Annotated in this window: 8 protein-coding genes; 6 read left to right on the top strand and 2 right to left on the bottom strand. The window is 53.2% G+C overall.

Annotation, left to right across the window (positions count from 1 at the left end; all coding sequences use genetic code 11):
- Positions 1-313 precede the first annotated feature (313 nt).
- From E9954_RS08040 to E9954_RS08015, 6 genes are all read left to right on the top strand, one after another.
- Positions 314-1,903, top strand: coding sequence for a sulfatase family protein (locus E9954_RS08040; protein WP_222847098.1), 1,590 nt, complete (start codon positions 314-316; stop codon positions 1,901-1,903).
- A 16-nt stretch (positions 1,904-1,919) separates the two neighbouring features.
- Positions 1,920-3,452, top strand: a complete 1,533-nt coding sequence (locus E9954_RS08035; RefSeq protein ID WP_222847097.1) for a glucoamylase family protein — start codon at positions 1,920-1,922, stop codon at positions 3,450-3,452.
- A gap of 68 nt (positions 3,453-3,520) precedes the next feature.
- Complete coding sequence (locus tag E9954_RS08030) at positions 3,521-9,340, top strand: GH36-type glycosyl hydrolase domain-containing protein (protein WP_136078685.1); 5,820 nt, start codon at positions 3,521-3,523, stop codon at positions 9,338-9,340.
- A gap of 202 nt (positions 9,341-9,542) precedes the next feature.
- Positions 9,543-11,612, top strand: a complete 2,070-nt coding sequence (locus tag E9954_RS08025) for a hypothetical protein (protein WP_136078684.1) — start codon at positions 9,543-9,545, stop codon at positions 11,610-11,612.
- 859 nt (positions 11,613-12,471) lie between these two features.
- Positions 12,472-14,502, top strand: coding sequence for a serine/threonine-protein kinase (locus tag E9954_RS08020; RefSeq protein ID WP_136078683.1), 2,031 nt, complete (start codon positions 12,472-12,474; stop codon positions 14,500-14,502).
- A 370-nt stretch (positions 14,503-14,872) separates the two neighbouring features.
- A complete protein-coding gene (locus tag E9954_RS08015) occupies positions 14,873-15,787 on the top strand; it encodes an IS110 family RNA-guided transposase (RefSeq protein ID WP_136078682.1) in 915 nt (304 codons plus the stop codon).
- Positions 15,788-15,826: 39 nt separating this feature from the next.
- On the opposite strand, the gene E9954_RS08010 is transcribed toward E9954_RS08015, so the two are convergent.
- Both E9954_RS08010 and E9954_RS08005 read right to left on the bottom strand, forming a co-directional pair.
- Positions 15,827-16,420: an RNA polymerase sigma factor gene (locus E9954_RS08010; RefSeq protein ID WP_168442076.1), complete on the bottom strand. Its 594-nt coding sequence runs from the start codon at positions 16,418-16,420 to the stop codon at positions 15,827-15,829.
- Positions 16,421-16,523: 103 nt separating this feature from the next.
- Positions 16,524-18,527, bottom strand: coding sequence for an Ig-like domain-containing protein (locus tag E9954_RS08005; RefSeq protein ID WP_136078680.1), 2,004 nt, complete (start codon positions 18,525-18,527; stop codon positions 16,524-16,526).
- Between the last annotated feature and the right edge of the window lie 78 nt (positions 18,528-18,605).

The following is an 18,605-nucleotide window of genomic DNA, read 5'->3' as shown; positions in this document are numbered from 1 at the left end:
CATATCCAGAAAATGGACAGTGGTCTCATGCCTCTGGTATTCCGGAATGACCAATCCTCGAGTTCCTGACAAGCCTGTCGCTCAATCGGAAATTATGTTGCGAACTTCCCGTACCAACATCAACAGAAGGCTATTCAAACGCATGCTTCGCAACATAATAAACCACGCAACATAACTGTCCAACCGGGTCGACCAGTAAGAGAAATTCGGCAGATTACAAAAAAACTATTCTTTTATCTTTACAAATGAAAGCGCTTACATATAGTTTGGGAAATCGAGGCATGCTAGATTGTTCTGGTGCCGGGAGAGAGTGATGATGCAAAGACGCAGTTTTATACGAATTGGAGCCATGGCCGCCGGAATGGCGGGGCTGAGCGCGCATGCGGTTCGGGCGAAAAAGCCTAACATTTTGTTTATTTTCAGTGATGATCATGCGCAGCGCACCATCGGTGCTTATGGGTCGGGTTTGCACAACACCCCGAATATTGACCGGATTGCAGAAGAGGGTGCTGTGTTTAAAAACAGCTTCTGCTGCAATTCCATCTGCCAGCCGAGCCGCGCGGCGATCCTGACGGGAAAACACAGTCACCTGAACGGGATGATGGATAACGGCAATGCCTGGGACGGCACGCAGAAGGTTTTCACGCGTGAATTGAAAAAGGCCGGGTATCAGACGGCGCTACGCGGTAAATGGCATATGGTGCCGGCGCCGAGCAAAGGCGAATTTGACTCGTGGGAAATTCTGGATGGTTTTGGTCATCAGGGTTGTTACTACAAACCGATCTTCCTGGGTGAAGACGGTGAGTTTGAAAAAGACGGCTATTCCACGGATGTCATCACCGACCGCGCCATTGAATGGATGGAAAGGGACCGCGACCCGAACAAACCGTTCCTGATGATGTGCCAGTACAAGGCGCCGCACGTACCGCGCATGCCGCACGTCCGCTACCTTGACCGCTACAAGGATGTTGAGTTTCCCGAGCCGGAAACCCTGCTCGACGATTATGAAGGCCGTCCGCACCTCGCCAAGCATTGGATGCCTGTCGGTGGCATGGACTCCGCATTGAATATATTCGATCCCGACGATCCGATGGGTAGCCTGAACAAGGCGCAGAAAAAATATTTCCAGCGCATGACCAAGGAAGAGAGCGAGGCCTATTTTGCGGCCTACGAAGACGAAAACCGCGACTACTATCAGCGCGTCAAGAAGGGCGAGCTTTCGAAAAACGGCCGCAAGAAAACGGTTGCTGATAAAAAGTATCGCTACCAGCGCTTCATTAAGGATTATCTCCGCATCGTCGAAGGCGTCGACGACAACGTCGGCCGCCTGTTGCAATGGCTCGACGATAATGGGTTGGCCGAAAACACCATCGTGGTCTACAGCTCCGACCAGGACTATTTTACGGGCGAGCACTATATGGCCGAAAAGCGCTGGATGTATGAGCAGGGGCTCCGCATGCCGTTTGTCATCCGCTGGCCGGGCGTCATCAAACCGGGTTCACAGCCGGAAGCCATGATCCAGAATATCGACTATGCTCCGACCTTCCTTGAAGCAGCCGGATTGGTTCCTCCGCGCGAAATGCAGGGACGTTCCCTGCTGCCGGTGTTGGCGGGGAAGACCCCGAAGGATTGGCGCAAGTCGGTCTATTATCACTACTATGCTCACGGAAAGCACAATGTGCCGCGCCACGACGGAGTGCGCACGGGTCGGTTTAAACTGATGCATTTTTATACCGACGACGTCTTTGAACTCTATGACCTCAAGGAAGATCCTAATGAGGTGAAGAATTTGATTAATGATCCCGAATACAAATCGGTTCGGATGAAACTGGAAAAGGAACTGAACCGTTTGCGCAAGCATTACGATGTTCCAGAGAAAGCCTTTGAGACACCGTATTTATGAAAATGAAGAATGTAGAATGATGAATTATTGGTCTGCGTCAGCTTTTCTTGTTTTGCTTTTTGTCGGCAATGCCTCCGCGTTAACGGCCACCGGGGCGGACAGCCGGGTTGACCTCTCCTGGGAAGCGAAGCGTGATGTGCTGTATAACGTCTATCGCAACGACGCAGCGCGCGGCTCTTTTGAGAAGATTAATAAGAACCCGCATCCGGTCGGCGTCTATTCCGACTTTACCGGAAAAAACGGGCGCGTTTATTATTACAAGGTTTCGGAAATTGTGGGCGAGGGGAAGGAACGATTCATTGCGCCGAAACCCGTTTCCGCTCGCACCCGCCAGATGGAGGATGCCGAGCTGGTTACCTCGATTCAGGAGGCGACGTTCCGATATTTCTGGGACTACGCCCACCCCGTAAGCGGCATGACGCGCGAGCGTTATTTCGGCAATTTCGACGGCTGCGCATCCGGCGGAACCGGCTTTGGTGTTCTGGCTGTCATGATTGGAGCCGAGCGCGGATTCGTCACCCGTACTGAAGCCGCCGAACGCCTGCTGACCATCGCAAAATTTCTGGAAAAGGCCGATCGCTACCATGGTGCATGGGCGCACTGGATCAACGGCTCCACCGGGAAGACCATCCGTTTTTCCAAGACCGACGACGGTGCCGACATCGTCGAAACCGCGTTGCTGATGCAGGGGCTGTTGACCGTGCGGCAATATTTCGATCAGGACAACCCGGTTGAAAAGGAGCTGCGCGAAACGATCACCCGCCTTTGGGAAACCGTCGAGTGGGACTGGTTCTATAAAGAGCCCTACATGGTCTGGCACTGGTCGCCTAATTATGGTTTTGAGAAAAACCTGAAAGTGCGCGGCTACAACGAATGCATGATCGTCTACCTGCTCGCCATTGCCTCGCCGACGCACCCCATCCCGGCCGAGGCCTACTACGAAGGCTGGGCCGGACAGCCCAACTATGCGAACGGGAAAAAGCACTATGGAATCACGCTGGACGTCGGACGCCACATGGGCGGTCCTTTGTTCCTCTCGCACTATTCCTTCTGTTGCTTCGATCCGCGCGGCATCCGCGACAAGTTCACCAACTATTTTAAAAATGCGCAGGCCATCACCAAAATTCACCGCGCCTACTGCAAGGACAACCCGGGCGACTTCAAGGGATATAACGGACTGGTCTGGGGGTTGACCGCCTGCTACACGCCGGACGGCTACCGGGCGTGTGAACCCGGCGGCAAACACGACAACGGAACGATTGCGCCGACCGCGGCCCTGGGCTCGATGCCCTATACGCCGAAAGAATCACTGGCGACCATGAAATATTTCTACCACGAGCTGGGGGACAGACTGTGGGGGCCTTTCGGCTTCTACGATTCGTTCAACCCGGATCGCGACTGGTTTGCCGATGGTTACCTCGCCATCGACCAGGGGCCGATCATTGTGATGATTGAAAATGCACGCACCGGTCTGTGCTGGAAAAACTTTATGAAGAATCCTGAAATTGTCCCGACCCTGAAGGCGATCGGGTTTGAGCGGGATGAATAAAAACAGCTGCCAAACATTGGAACTTTTTTCGGGGAAGAATGTAAGGGCTTAACTTTGGGTGAGAATAAATGAATTGGGTTAAACAGATTGTACTGTTGAGTTTTATGATGGCCGGGTCGGCGCTGGCGGCGCCGTTTACATGGAATGATGCCGCCGAGTGCGGTGCGTTCAATATGGGCGATGCTTCGGTTGAAGCGCAGGGCTCCGTTTTGGAATACCGCATTGCCGGAAACGATATGGCCGGTATCTGGACCAAGGACTATCCGGCGGAGCTGGCTGCCGGTGGGGCCGACCAGATTGAATGTTTGATTTCCGGCGAATCCGGAAATGTAGCAACTCGTATTGAGTTGAAAGGGAGCGCCGGTATCCAGACTCTGGACATTCCTTTGAATGAAACCAGCAAAGTGCAGATCGACTGGTCGGTGGTCGGTGAACTCTCGGAAGTTGTGTTGTTGGTGCAGCGTGTCGGCGGTGCTGATCCGGCACTGGGCACGCTGGATGTCGAGATCGGTTTCACAACCATGTCGTCCTTCGAAAAACTCAATTCCTCTTTGCTTGGAAAAATGGCGGGCGTCCTTCTGGTCTCGTTGCTCGCCATCGCTGTGGCCTTTATTCCGGTTAAACCGTTGCGGGGATTCGTGCGCGATGTCGCACTGGGTCTGGCAACCACGCTCATTTTTGCGGTCGTCCTTGGCATCTTCCGTCAGGTTTGCGTTCCCCTCTGCTTCTCCGTAGCGGGAGTTGCCATTGGCGCACTGCTTAAAGCCGCCCAGGTCGGCAAATCGCTGACCAAAGGCGAAGCATTTCGGAATGCCCTGTTCTCCGGTCTATTGGCTGCCATGGCCAGCTCCGGATCGGTGTGGCAGGCGCCTTCCTCTTTGTTGTCGTTTTTCCAGCTTAGTGCATTCGGCGCGGCGTTATTTTCGGCGGTGTACTTCATCGCCAATGCATACCGCCTGTCGGCCTTCGGTAAACACCTTGGTATGATCGGGGCATGTGTCATCACAGTCACTCCATTTGCATTCGGTCTGTTGCTGGCTGTTCAGACGGCCGGCTCAATTTGGATGAAGGCGTTATTGATATTTGCTTTTGCTGAATTCATTGCAAATGCCGCGCAGCTGATTACGCGTCAGAAGTCGCTGTCGGATATCCGGGTTCATGGATTGCTGGCGGTTTTGTCTGTGGCGGTAACGCTTGCTCCGAAGGTAGCCGATCTGGGTTCGCTTTCGATGCCGGAAGCGGTTGCTCCGTTTGCCGCGGTTGCGGCCACGATGCTTTCTCAGGCACCGCTGTGGGGGATTGTATTTTTATTGACCGGTATGATTCTCGATGCGATACGCGGCGGTGCTCCGGCATTTGAATCCGCCTTGCCAACCGCAAAAAGCGGCGTGGTTAAAGGAGCTGTTTTCAGTGGTGTCCTGATGGGCCTGCTGCAGTTAATTGCTTTTGTCGGCTCCCTGGGCCTTATTGGAACCTCCATTAGTTTTGTGCTCGTGGGTGCCATCATTTTTCCTTTAGCTAAAACCATTGTTGAAACCTTTGACGGATCGCAGTCTTTCTTCGGGCGTGCATTGAATGCCTATAAGGATCCGGTTCTTTATATCCGTGGTGTGGTTGTTGGTCTGGCCTTTGCTGTCGGATTACAGATTGATTTTGCATCACTCCCGACCGCAACACGGATCGGTTTGGGAGCCCTGTTTGGATTTGCCGCCTTTGGCGGAGTCAGTCTGGCGCGCGATATCGTCTACGGCTTTAAATCGCCACGTTATTATCTGGTAGAAGGGGGGCTCGGGGCTTTCATCGGCGCCGGACTGGGTTTTTATTTTGATGCATCGCAACTGCCGATCATCGGAACCAAGTTTGAGCTGTATACCTCTTTCGGGATGGAACCCGGCGAAATTGTTCGCCGCTGTCATGAACTGCGTACAACCGCACCGAATGAATTTACGGCATTGATCAGCCGCTGGGGGCACATCAGTCTTTCTCCTGCAGCAGGCGGGGCTAAAATTTTGTTTAACGAAGCGCTGATGGGCGTAATCGGCTGGGGAATTGCAGCTCCGTTGTTTGCCATCAATAAAGCCTTCCTGGCCGCGATCCTTAACAAGGACGCATCAACCATTAAACGGATTGCAACCCGCGACGGTGTTGCGGAGCTGGTTGACGGAACCGTACACGTGCTGCGATGGGGCCTATGGATGGCGCCGATCATCTTTACCTTCCTGCGCCCGATGGCGGAAGCCACCTGGTATAATCAGGACGGACTGATCCGTACAGTTTTTGCATCGGTTAACAGTATTCTAATGGATGCGGAAGGATTTACCGCATGGAGTCTGACGGTCTTCAGCTGGATCATTGGTTTTGCCTGGTTCCAGGTCTTGATCTGGATCGACCACATGGGGCTGCGCGTCGCAACGCTCGTCAACCTGTCGTTCCTCGGCATGGACAAGCTCGACGAACGCTGCGCCACCTTTGTCGGCAAAGACGCCACCGCGCGCTTTATTCCGGAAGGCGTCAAGCGTTTCACCACCTGGGCACCGCTGCTGATTCCCTTCTACCTGCCCGAGGGCGATGAATGGAACCAGGTTTTTGAAAACGGATTGGCGCTCCAGGATTCTGCCGGTCAATTCCCGTTTGGTTGGCTCTCGATTTTTGTTATCTTTATCGGGGCAACCATCGTCTTCGTGTTCCGCAGTTCGAAGCGCAAGCGTGGCGAGGAACAACTGGAAAAGACCCTGCGCCTCTCCAACAACACCTATAGCGTTGAACTCAAGAAGAGCGGCGAACTCAACTCGATCCTCACCACCAAGGGCTACGGTCTGACCCGCCCGGCCTTCGAAAATGTCGAACCCGCCGGGCGCATCCTCTACGTGGTCGATGCCGACGCGAAGCAGGGCTGGCCGATCCTGGGCAACTTCCCGGAAGAGCTATTCACGCCGTCCGTCTATACGCAGGAAGGCGACGTGATCACCGTCGTCAACGAATCAAATGACGTCCGCTCCACGGTTAAGATCACACTTCCAAACAAAGAAGATGCGGTTGAGCTTTGGGACATCAATATCGAAGATCTCTCCGGCAAGAAGCGCAACCTCAAGGTTGTGCCCTACCTCGAATGGATGATCCAGAATGCGGGCACCGACCGCAACCATTCGCAGTATAACCGCCTCTATCCGGAAATGTCGTACCACACTGATATGAATGCAATTCTCGCGCTGCACCGATATACAAAGGTGCACGGAATCCTCGCATCGAGCGTAAAGCCCGAAGGCATCCTCTCCGGCCGTATCGACTTCATCGGTCGTGCGGGCAGCGTCTGGAATCCGCGCGTTTTCCAAACCTTGGAATTCCAACCCGCGCTCAATATGGATGCCTATCCGTCCTTTGACCCGATCGGTGCCATGCTGATCGATGCGAACCAACCGCTGAAGATTCTGGTGGGATGCTGTGAAACCAAACAGACTGCGGCGGATTGGATCGGTACGCATTTGAAGCCGTCGGTCGATACCAGTCTGGCGAATACCAAGCAGCCGGAGCGTTTCCCGCTGATCGGTCATGGCGAAATCCTGCCGGGCACGCCGGATGAATACACGGAATATCTCGACGATGGCAATACGCTGCGGGTGAAAACGCCGTTCACGCCGCGTCCGTTCGACCACGAAATGTCGAATTCGCTCGGCCACGTGGTTTCGGTCACCAACCGCGGCCTGCATTGCACCACCAACGGCAATGCGCAGCAAAACCGCCTGACCACCGACTGGGCGGACGTGACCGGGCAGCAAATGCCTGCCGAAGCAATCTACCTTTACGACGAAGCCTCGAAGGAATGGTTTGCGCCGACCTACGATCCGCTCAAGGATGACGAAGCCAAGCAGGATGTGCTCTTCGGCCTCGACGGCACCGCCACCTTTAAAATGGAGAAGGGCAATCTCGCCACCGAGCTGAGCGTACACGTTCCGCTCGACGAGCCGACCGGCGTCTATATCCTCAAGATCAAGAACAACGGTTCCAAGGCGCGCAAGCTGCGCGTGGCGCCGTATTTCCAGATTGCGCTGGCGCACAGTCCGGAAATGGCCGGTAAACTCAAAATCAGCCGCGACGATGCAACGGGTGCGCTGTATTTCGAAAACCCGCGCAACAGCTTCCGCGAGGGGGTCTGCTTTGTGGCGATGAGTGCGCCGGTGGAAACCTACACCACCAAGCGCGGAGAGTTTTTTGGCAAGGGTCGCACCTTCGCCCATCCGGCGATGGTCGAAGGAGGAAGCCCGGTTGCAGGAACCTCCGACGACTTTGCCGTGGCTGCCATGACTACCACCGTCGAGGTTCCGGCGGGCGGCGAGCAGACCATCTCGGTCGTGCTCGGCCAGGGCGACAACCGCAAGCAGGCCGAAGCCGTCGTTGCAACCTTCCAATCATTGGAAGTCGCCGTCCAGACCTTGGAAGCCACGAAGGAATGGTGGCTGGCCCTGCAGTCCACGCTGGAACTGGAAACCTCCGATGCAACATTTGATGCCTATGTTAAATGGATGAAGTACCAGGCGCTGGCTGAACGCATCTGGGCCCGTAAAGGATTCTATCAGGCGTCCGGCGCCTTTGGATTCCGCGACCAGCTGCAGGATACGGTCAATATGATCTGGGTGGACCCGAAACTGGCCCGTGCACAGCTGAAGCTGCATGCTTCACAGCAGTTCTCGGAAGGGGACGTCGTGCACTGGTTCTTCCGTCAACAGGACGGGCGTTCCGGCTTCCTCTGCCGTTCGCATGCCTATGACAATCTGCTCTGGCTGGGCTGGGGGATTGCTGAATATACCCGTATGACCGGTGATCAAACCCTGTTGGATGAAAAGGTAACCTATCTGAAAGCGGAAACACCGTTGCTGGGGCTGCCGGAAGGTAAACATGGAATGGGCTTCTATCCGTTGCGGTCTCCAAAGGGTGATCCGATCTTTGAACATGTGCTGAAAGCATTCGACTGTGTATTCGAAAAACGTCTTGGACCGAATGGTCTGCCGCTGATCGGAGCGGGGGACTGGAATGACGGATTGGATGAAATCGGGTCCGAAGGTCGCGGTGAATCCGTATGGCTTGGATTCTTCCTGACGTATATTCTTAAAAACTTCCTGCACATCATTGAAGAGCGCAGCGGGGCCAAGCGCCGGGCGCTCTATGAAGGGCGTATGAAGAAACTTGAAGAAAATATTGAGAAGGTTTGGCGTGGTGACCGCTACCTGCGTGCGATTCATGATGACGGAACCGAGATCGGCGTTGAAGGCGCAGGCTATTGGGAAACCGATGCACTGGGCGCGGCGTGGGCAGTCTATGCCGATGTGAATACGGAGCGAAGCCGTATTGCGGTCGATACCGCGATCAAGGTGCTCGAACGCCATAATGTGGTCAGCCTCGGCTTTCCGCCATTGCGGGAAGATACCAAACCGTATCTCGGCCGTTCGAGCCGCTATCCGGAAGGAGTGCGTGAAAACGGAATGTATTCCCACGGCGTGCAGTGGTTGACGCGGGCCTGCCGTCTGTTGGCGGAGCGCTTTGCGGAGCAGGGCGATCAGGAAACGGCGCAACACTATCGCGATGCCTGTGCACGGATCTGGTACAAGGTTTCGGCTATTTCCCATGTAACGAAAGAAGAGATCGAGATCTATGGCGGTCAGCCCAATAAACAGTGTGCGGACTACCTGACTAAATATGACCAGGGTCGTATGATCTGGAACGGCTATACCGGTGCGGCGGCGTGGATGCTCCGTCAAGCCTGTGAATCGGTGATCGGTGCGACATTGATTAATAATGAGGTGATTATGCCGAACGATCTGGATGTTGAACGAGGTGAACTGAAGTTTAAGAAGCTGAAACGGGATGTTACGAAGAGTCCTCTGGAACTGTAGGACGACACAGGCGTGCCCGAAACGTTGAAAATCGGGATGGATCGGTGATCGTCCCACTTTTCGGGGTATAGATACAGTATTTTATTTAGGACTCCGCCATACACGGGTGGGATGGTGTAACGGTGAAAATAGGTCGGCAGATCAGAATCAGAGGAATTAAGACGGAATATGTATTATGAATTTGAACGTGAAGGAGAGAGCAATGAAAAAGAAACTGTTTGCTACCGTATTGATGGCTGCGGGTTTTGCATTTGGATCGAGCAGTCGGAATCCAGCGGAGTTGAAGGGCGACTTTCACTTTCCGATGGTAGGACCGGATCATACGCATATGCAGCAGCTGTTGATGAACTCGATGGGGTACATCAATCCCACGCACGGACTGATTGATGAGCAATCCGGTTATCCGGTTGAGGGCTGGAATCATGATCCGTCTAAAGGGTTATATTTACGGTCTTTTACACAGCTGACCTCTATTGGCGAATGGGTTGAATTATTGGCTAATATTGCGGCCGGCTATGCGGACAATCCATATGTTACCCGTGATGACGCATTGGTAAAACTGGAGCAGGCGGTACATTCACTTGTGGCCGATCAGCAGGATCCGACGGTCAGTGCCAAAGGGCTGCTTGGTAATTTTCTGGGGCTGGAAGGGGGGCGACGCTTAGGGCCCCTGGGAGAAGAGGTTGAAAAGGTCGATTTTGTTGACGCATTCGGCGACGCGAAAGCTGAAAAAATCTGGCAGGCTCTGACGGAACGCGGGTGGATTGTTCCGCAGCGTGAGGATGTTGAAGGAAAGATTAAACGCGTTGGTGAATATGGATCAGAATATTTTACCGGAGCGCTCGAACCCTTTGCGGATGATGCGACAAAATATAAAATTATGGAGCTGCTTGATGAGCGTGTGGTTAAGATTATTTTCGGGGATAATGTAAACCTGACCTCTTCGATTGCCAAGACCATCGGAGCGTTACTGCATCCGAATGTGAAAGAGGATCCTAAAGCAGTTGAACTGCGCGAAAAGATGGAAGCGTTTATCCTGGCGCAGGAAGAGGGATACAATCACCTGTTTGATCCGGAAACCGATACCTTTATTTTCGGCTGGAATGCATCAACCGATCAGTTTGTCGGGTGGCCTGACGGGAAAGGCGGCTGGGTTGTCGGACATCAGAACTATTTTATCAACGAATTCCGCGCACCGTTTATGTTCTGTCTTTTGAAGTATGATTTTCCGGTTAACTCGGTGAAAAATTCAGGTTTCCAGATTAAGCCGTATCGCATGAAGGATGGAAAGGATATCTATACCCTGGCTACGTGGCATGGATCGGCATTCCAGTCGCTGGGGCTGACTTCATTCATGCAGGAGTCTCAGTTTGCAGGATGGCAGAAGAACCTTGAAAATACCGTGGATATTGAACTCGATTTTGCACGGCGTCTGGGCAATCCCGGTTTTCTGACGGAGTCCTACAGTGGTAAAGGCGTTGAGTATACCGGTGATGTAGGTATTCCTGATATTGCTGTGGCATCGCATCATCGCATTACGGATGCACCATCGCTTTACACGCTGGGCGTTTCCTACATGATTGCTCCTGAAAAGATGGAAGCTTTTCTTGCTGAACACTGGGAGACCTTCAGCGGCCTCTTTACGGATCACGGTCCGTGGGAAGGGTATAACACGAGCTCCAATGCGGTTATTGAATTTCAGACGTCTGCGCATACGTTGTCGCTGGTGCTGGGCGGCATCGGGTCGGGCCATGAAAATATGCAGCGGTACCTGGCGGCACATGATCTCGAAACCAAACTGGCTGAATTTAACAAGCCGGGGGCTGAAATGAATCTGTTGAAGGAGGATGTTCAATGGTTGTCATGGACGTCGGCCGGCGATGAACTGGTTCCGCAGCGAACAACAGACCGTTTTCAGGTGCGCGGTGAAAAAGTGCGTACGGGCGGAATTACTATTGTTGTACTCGAGGAAAAGGGAATCAGCCTTTCGAATGGTATGCTTGAAATTAAATACCGTGCGGCGGATCCGATAGAAGGTGTGATTACGCTAAAGCGTGCGCCGGGGCTTCCAATCAAACCGATGGTCTTCGAAAATGAAATCTATATTCGTTTTGATGTTGCGGTTGGGCATGAAAATACGATTGAAATCCCAATGCCTGGTACGCCGGGGCTGGTTAATATCAAGGAACTGATTCTTGTTTACGGAGATGACCATGTTGTTGCTCCTGTGGATCTGACGATTACCGGATTTGAATTTATCCCGGTTGATTAACCTGAATATAGACCGTTATGACCAACTGATCGGAACCAGCAGCCGGGATGCGCAGGGGGCTTCATTTGGTCTAGTCCATCAATGAAATGAACACTTTATAAATGGGTCATGCCGGTATCTGTGATCCGGATGTCAGTATATAAAAAAGTATTAAAGGAATGATCAATGAGTCATCATTGAATCAGCTGCTCCGCGCTCCTGCCCGAAATGGGTGGGAGTATGGCGCCGAATATTGAAAGCAGAGGCAATGATGTTGAATATAATGTACTTAAGCGGGGGGCGGCTGAAAACCACGCGGTTCAGTTTCATAATATCGAGGTTAAAGAGCTGGGTAGAGGGGTTTTGAATTTTTTTTTACGGTGTTAATCTGCTTTGCTGTAATGGGATATGGTTATTTTGGGACTCACTTCTAATAAAAAGTGTCAGATCATGTGCATGAGAGACGTATTATATATAAAGCAACACACCATTTTCATCATCAGGAGTATGGGAAATAGGTTATTGATTTCAAATGTTGGGTTTGTTTGATACTGCCGTTTTTTATACTCCACTCCTCGGGGAGCCTTCGGGTGAAGGCTCCCCATTTTTATATTCACGGCCCGGATGCGGGAGTTTTTCTATCGGGCGGCCTTGCTGAACGTCTCAGGGCCGGCAGTCCGGCCTACATTCAGTTGTTAAGGTCGAGGCCTTCACTGGACCGGTGATTCACTCCAGCTGGCGATGCGCTTGTTTTGTTCATCTGCTGTGCCCGTTATCTTATGGAACCGGAACATGCGTTGATTCGCCGCGGCCTTTCAGGGGCACAATCGGCCGGCGTTCCTCTTTTTCTTTTCAGGGGGGATCCGCTATTCTGTTTACCATGAAATACGATGAGATTAAGCCTGATGTATTAGCCGACCTGTATGATGCGGATGAAGAAAGCCTTTCTGCTGCTGAACGGGAACAGCTGACGCCGATCCTGAATTCGCTGAAGGATTTCGGGGAGCGGTATGAAATTCCGGAGCAGATCGGTAAAGGGGCGGAAAAGGAAATTTTCCGGGTGTACGATCGGCGGTTGGGCCGGCGGGTGGCACTGGCCTATCCGGTTAAATGCGGATCGAATGAAGATCAGGAACAGTTTCTTCGTGAGGCCCGCCTGACGGCCAATCTGGCGCATCCGAATATTCTTCCGATTCACAACATGGGGATTAATCCTGAAGGTAAGCCGTTTTTCACGATGGAGCTGTTACCGGGGGACAGCCTGAAAGATATTGTTAACGGGCTGAAAAAGCGGGGTCCAGATTATGTTGCGAAGTATCCGCTGGATGTATTGCTGAATATTTACCTGAAGATTTGTGATGCCATGGCCTACGCCCATTCCCGTGGTGTACTTCATCTGGATCTGAAACCGTCGAATATTCGCGTCGGTCCGTTCGGAGATGTATTTGTCTGCGATTGGGGGCTTGCACGGATTGTGTATTCCGAAGATTCCGGTGAGCTGGAGCCCGGGGAACTGGACGGCGATGAGCTGAATGATTTTACCCTGTCGGGAACACTGAAAGGAACGCCCGGTTTTATGGCCCCGGAGCAGGCCGATGGTTCGTCCTCCAAGACGGTGCAGACGGATGTTTATGCCTTAGGGGCGATTCTGTATATGCTGCTGGTGTATGAAATTCCGGTGCCGGGAGAATCCGCCCATGAAGTTATTGAACAAACGCTTCATGGCGGTGTGATTCCTCCCCGGCGCAGGACCGGCCACACAGGATGTTCAGTCAGCCTTGAGGCGGTGGCGATGAGGGCGCTTTCGTTGAAACCGGCTGAACGATATAAAACGGTCAAGGAACTGCAGGTCGATATTTCATATTACATGAGCGGATTTCCAACACAGGCTGAGCAGGCCGGTATGATGCGTCGGATTGTGCTGCTCACGCAACGGCATGCCCTGTTGGCTTTACTGTCTGTATTGTCGTTGATCATTCTGGTGGGGATGGCGGCTGCGGCGATTATCCGTGTGGACATTGAACGGAATGTGGCGGTGAAAGCGCGAGGGGTGGCGGAGGAAAACTTTGAGTTATACCGTCAGGAACTGGTGGTTTCGCAGCAGCTGAACGCGGATGTCCTGCAGATGCTGGAATACCTGGCGCGTCAACCGGACATGCGGCATCCGTTTTTTAATATTGAGCTACTGGATAAAAAACTGGAGGGGGATCTTGATCCGGCTCGGCGAAAGGAAATGCTGACCCAGAAGGGGGTTCTTCATTTTATTGTAGAGGAATTCAATGCGGCTGCCCGCTGTTTCGAGGCATCGGGGGTAGGCTATGCCGAACGCATGCTGCCGGTCGCCCGCGATTTTGCAACCCTTAAACCGGATGACATCGCATTGCTGAAAGAAGAAGAACTGGCTATCATGTTCGGTACTTCCCAACCGATTTTCAAGCAGTTCACCTATTACACCTATCTGCACCACATGCGGCGGCGGCCGAACCCCGCCCTGGATGGGTATGCAGTTCTGGCCGGTACCATGCTGGAAGAGATGAATGGCCCCCGTCCGCATTCCGTTGTTCCCCTGGACATTTCAACCGGGAAATCCGGATCTGTTCTCGATCTGTCCGGAAAACCTTACAGCCGATATAAACTGCTTATTCCCGGGGTGTTGTATGCCAATGTATTGGAACCGTATTCGTTTGAACGGCTGGATGTCAGTGATACGCCGTTGACTGACCTGGTGGAACTGGAGGATCTCAAGGTAAAAACCCTGCGGATGGTCAACCTGAAATGGATGACGTCCACCCTCCACATTATACCCCGACTGAAACGCATGGGGGTGGAGACGCTTATTGTCGAACAGGGCAGGTTTACAGGAAACCTGAAGAAGCAGCTGGAGCGGAACCTCACCCTGGTTGAAGAATAAGATTGCGCGAAGCGCTTTGGAGTGCGGCATCAGCGATGCCGCTTTCCGTAGATCAAGAGCGGAGACGGGGTCTCCGCACTTGTATGTTTTCCAACCAACTCAAAACAGGTAGGGAAAAAGGATTTTGAGAATGAATTTCTATAGCGTCGGAGAAATCCTTTTTCCCGTGAAAGGGGTTGTGCAATCCTCGTAGAGGAGTGCCTCCCCCGGCCGGCCAGCCGGGAGAGGTTCCCGTCCGGTGAGATCGTCGCGCACTGGTTCGCCTTGGGCGAACGTCCTGGAGCCCGGATCCGCCGGATGGTTGCCATATTGAACTCGAACTGTTGCATGAGCCGTACGAGCGAGCTCGCATTAGCAAGTAGGAGCAAATATGAACATGGAAAAAGTATACTGCGGCGTCGATGTTTCCAAGAAGCATCTGGACGCCTTCAATGGAAAAACAGCGCGGCGCTTCGACAACACCTGCGAGGGTGCCACGGCGCTTATGAACTGGGCGGGCAACGCCCACTATGTCTTCGAGTCCACGGGAGGCTACGAACGCATGGCCGCCTGGATGGTGATGGCCGCCGACGGCACCGCGAGCATCGTGAACCCGTCGCGTGTCCGGCACTTCGCGCTGGGCATGGGGCAGATCGCCAAGACCGACCCGATCGACGCGCGGATGATTTGCGACTTTGCGTCGCACACCGAGCCCAAGCCGTCCAAGAAGCCTTCCTCTGCGCAGCGTAGGCTCACCGCTCTCGTTGACCGAAGGGTGCACCTGAGCGACATGCATCCGGCCGAGAAGAACCGCTTGGGAACCGCCGACGAGCCGGAGATGATCAGACTGATCAAACAGCACCTCAAATGGCTTGAAAAGCAGCTCGAGAAAATCGAAGCGAAAATCACTGACACCCTTGCCGAAGACGCAACCATGACGAAGAAGGCCAAGTGCATCCAGTCCATCAAAGGTCTGGGCATCGTCAATGCGGTGACACTGCTCGCCCATCTCCCCGAGATCGGCACGCTTTCGCGCAGGGAGATCGCGTCGCTGGCGGGACTCGCTCCCTTCAACCGGGACAGCGGGGGCAAGTCCGGCAGACGGCATGTCTGCGGAGGAAGGCGCAGGCTGCGCTCCTGTCTGTACATGGCTGCCATGAACGCCAGGACATACAACCCCGTTCTGCGCGAGTTCTACCAGCGTCTGGTAAATGAAAACCACCGCCCCAAAATGGTCGCGCTTACGGCGGTCATGAGAAAGTTGCTCATCGCCGCCAACTCCGCCGTTAAAAATGCTGAAATTTAGGTTGCTGTTAAGCACTGTTGCTCCAGGGCGGCTACGCCACTATTCCAGCTCGGAGCGCAGGCGTTGGATTTCTTCGATGAGGCGGGCTTTAACGCGGGTTTTGAGTCGGTAGACCGATTCCTCTTTAATTTCAAGTTTTTCGGCGATTGCCGGAACATCCAACCCCTGCAGGCTGAGCCGGAATACATTGACTGCCTTGCCGGAAAAGTGGGGCTCAATATTGTCGAGAGCGAGGGCGGCCAGATGCTGCTTCCAGGCCGCTTCCGAAATCCGGTCAATGTCGGGAAGAACGGTGTTCACCTGTTGCTGGTCTTCCTGGTCGGCGGCTTTTTCCCGGAGGTTGATTTCGCGCTTCCGTTTACGGATAAAATCAATGACACAGTTTTTGGTCAGGGTGCTGAGCCAGCTGCGGAATTTTCCGGAGTGTTCCACATCGATATCGGGCAGTTTTTTCCAGAGTTTGATCAGGGTTTGCTGCACGAGCTCTTCGCGATCGGATTCGGCGATGCCCATGTTCCGGATAACGGCGTAGATATAGCCACGGTAAATATTGGCAAACTCCTCCCACGACGGGTCGTCATGCTGGTTTTTGACCCGCATAATCAGGGTTTGTCTTGTATTGTATGTATCCATGAATAGCTGCATGTATACCCTTATTACGTTCATTATGCATGTGCAAAAAATATGAAAAGCCCCGGCATTGGACCGGGGCTTTGTATTTCAGCTGCCAGGGAAATCAGTTCTGTTCGACTTTCATGCGAATGAATTCGGCCGAATCGATATCGGTGCGGTTGGTGACAGACTTAAAGTGGTCCACTACTGGAGATTCCCCTGTGAAGATAAGGCCATTGGTGGTCCAGCCTGAGTCAGCAACCAGATCAGTTTTCATATCAACGGTAAAGCTCAACGTACTGTCATCCGTGCGTTCAGTATGAATATGATAGAACCAGTTCGATCCGTCATCAAGGATCCCGTACGCCGGTAGAACCGTTGCCGCATCCTCATTGGTGGGGTTGCCGCCGAGGGCATATTCCATCAGGTTATCCATGCCATCCGGCTCATAGTCATTTGTTTGAGTGCCGATATTGACGCCCCATCCGGCGGCCCAGTCCGCAAACGTGGTTCCGGATGTACTTTTCAATGCATAGCGCAGCTTGACATCCCCGAGGTTGAAGTCCTGACCGTCGGTGCGGCACCACATTTCCAACAGCCAACTGCCATTGCCAGCTCCGCCTGCATTCGCAAGGCTCAGTGGAGTAAGGCCTCCGGCGGAAAACAGTTCGTTCCCGGAAACCGCGGCGGCAGCATGGGTGGTGGGATAGGGGGTACCCGTTCCGTTCGGTCCATCATAATAATGGACGATTTCGGTGCCGGTGGAAAAACGGCGTAGAACAATTTCATCCAATGCGATCTCGGTCAGGTTTGAGACGCCTTCACCCGCGACGGAAACGGTCATCCGCAAGCCTTCGTCATCGGCCGGTCCCGCGGAGCGCGGATCAATGCGGTCGGAACGGTTTCCTTCCGTGATACTGATGTCGTTACCGGTATTGCGGTTATAGACCTTGTATGACCCGGATTCATTCGCACTCACTAAGGTGACGGTAAACGTAATCCCGTTTGTGGTGTGGGATGTTGAATTGGTGGCCGCCGTTTCAAAGTTCCATGGAATACCGCCTTCTGAATAGTAATCCTCTCCGAATGCCATATAATGGTACTCCGGTGTGACGGTAATGGATACCGTACCAGTGCTGGACAGCCCGCCGTCAGAAGCCGTAAAGGTGAAGCTGTCATTACCCGTGAATCCGGTATCGGGAACATAGGTTACGTTTGGCGTTGTTCCGGTAACGATGCCGGATGTCGGTTGATCCAGGATGACGTAGGTCAACGGACCCTGTTCAAAATCATATGCACGGAGTGTGATATCGAGTGCCGTGTCGATTGGGGTTTCCAAATCCAGGTCATCGGCTTCCGGTGCCGTATTCTCATAGTGAGCCAGAGAAAAGTTTACTTTGATATCCCCCAACGAGAACGTACTGTTGGTTAACGCATCTGTTGCATACAGTTCCATAACCCAGGATCCATCACCGATTCCGCCGATATTGTTGGTGGAAAGCGGTGTCAGCTCGGTCAGCGTATATTCATTGGTCAATACGGGGTGGTCGGTATACACAAAATCACCAAGGAATTCATCATGTGTGTTGGTGCCGATAAAGCTGTTTCCGGTCCGGTTTGTTCCGTCATAAAAGGTGATTTGGCCATTTGGTCCGTTTTCTGTTGAAAAGCGTCTGACCCGAAGAAAATCCAGGGAAAGGTCGGTCAGGTTGGTGACGCCGGATCCACTCGCGGAAAGGATCAGTCGAAGACCTTCGTCATCGCTTTCGCCCGGATCCCGGGCATCCGTCCGGATGTCCGAGCTTCCGCCGAGAATGCAGATATCCTCTCCGGTTACACGGGAGTTAATCAGTCCGGTTGTGCCGTCGCCGTTAATCAGGGACGCATTGGCGGCTTCGATGGAGAGTGTAAAGGTGATGTCGTAGCCGGTTACTGTGATATCCTGGGCAAAGCCGGGTACGTTAGAGGTTTCGACGAGGTAGGCCCCCCAGGCGGCCGGCAGATCCTCAACCGGATCGCCGGGGGTCATTGCGCGCCCCCAGCCGACCGATAGGTTCGCCGGGCCGGCTGCGTTTAGACTTCCCGTAATGAATGCCAGTAAAACTACACCGATCAGCCGTTTTTTCACGATCCCGTTCCTCCGTTTATCTCATTGTTCATCAGGTTTATATACTCAACACGTCTGGAGGTTCCGGGATCAGGACAG

Source organism: Pontiella desulfatans (assembly GCF_900890425.1).
GTDB lineage: Bacteria > Verrucomicrobiota > Kiritimatiellia > Kiritimatiellales > Pontiellaceae > Pontiella > Pontiella desulfatans.
This window is presented reverse-complemented; position numbering and strand designations above follow the sequence as displayed.

What these genes read in the sequence shown, in the direction of transcription:
- E9954_RS08030 (WP_136078685.1), top strand. Translation starts at nt 3,521, where the DNA reads ATGAATTGGGTTAAACAGATTGTACTGTTGAGTTTTATGATGGCCGGG.
- E9954_RS08040 (WP_222847098.1), top strand. Translation starts at nt 314, where the DNA reads ATGATGCAAAGACGCAGTTTTATACGAATTGGAGCCATGGCCGCCGGA.
- E9954_RS08015 (WP_136078682.1), top strand. Translation starts at nt 14,873, where the DNA reads ATGAACATGGAAAAAGTATACTGCGGCGTCGATGTTTCCAAGAAGCAT.
- E9954_RS08035 (WP_222847097.1), top strand. Translation starts at nt 1,920, where the DNA reads ATGATGAATTATTGGTCTGCGTCAGCTTTTCTTGTTTTGCTTTTTGTC.
- E9954_RS08010 (WP_168442076.1), bottom strand. Translation starts at nt 16,420, where the DNA reads ATGGATACATACAATACAAGACAAACCCTGATTATGCGGGTCAAAAAC.
- E9954_RS08025 (WP_136078684.1), top strand. Translation starts at nt 9,543, where the DNA reads ATGAAAAAGAAACTGTTTGCTACCGTATTGATGGCTGCGGGTTTTGCA.
- E9954_RS08020 (WP_136078683.1), top strand. Translation starts at nt 12,472, where the DNA reads ATGAAATACGATGAGATTAAGCCTGATGTATTAGCCGACCTGTATGAT.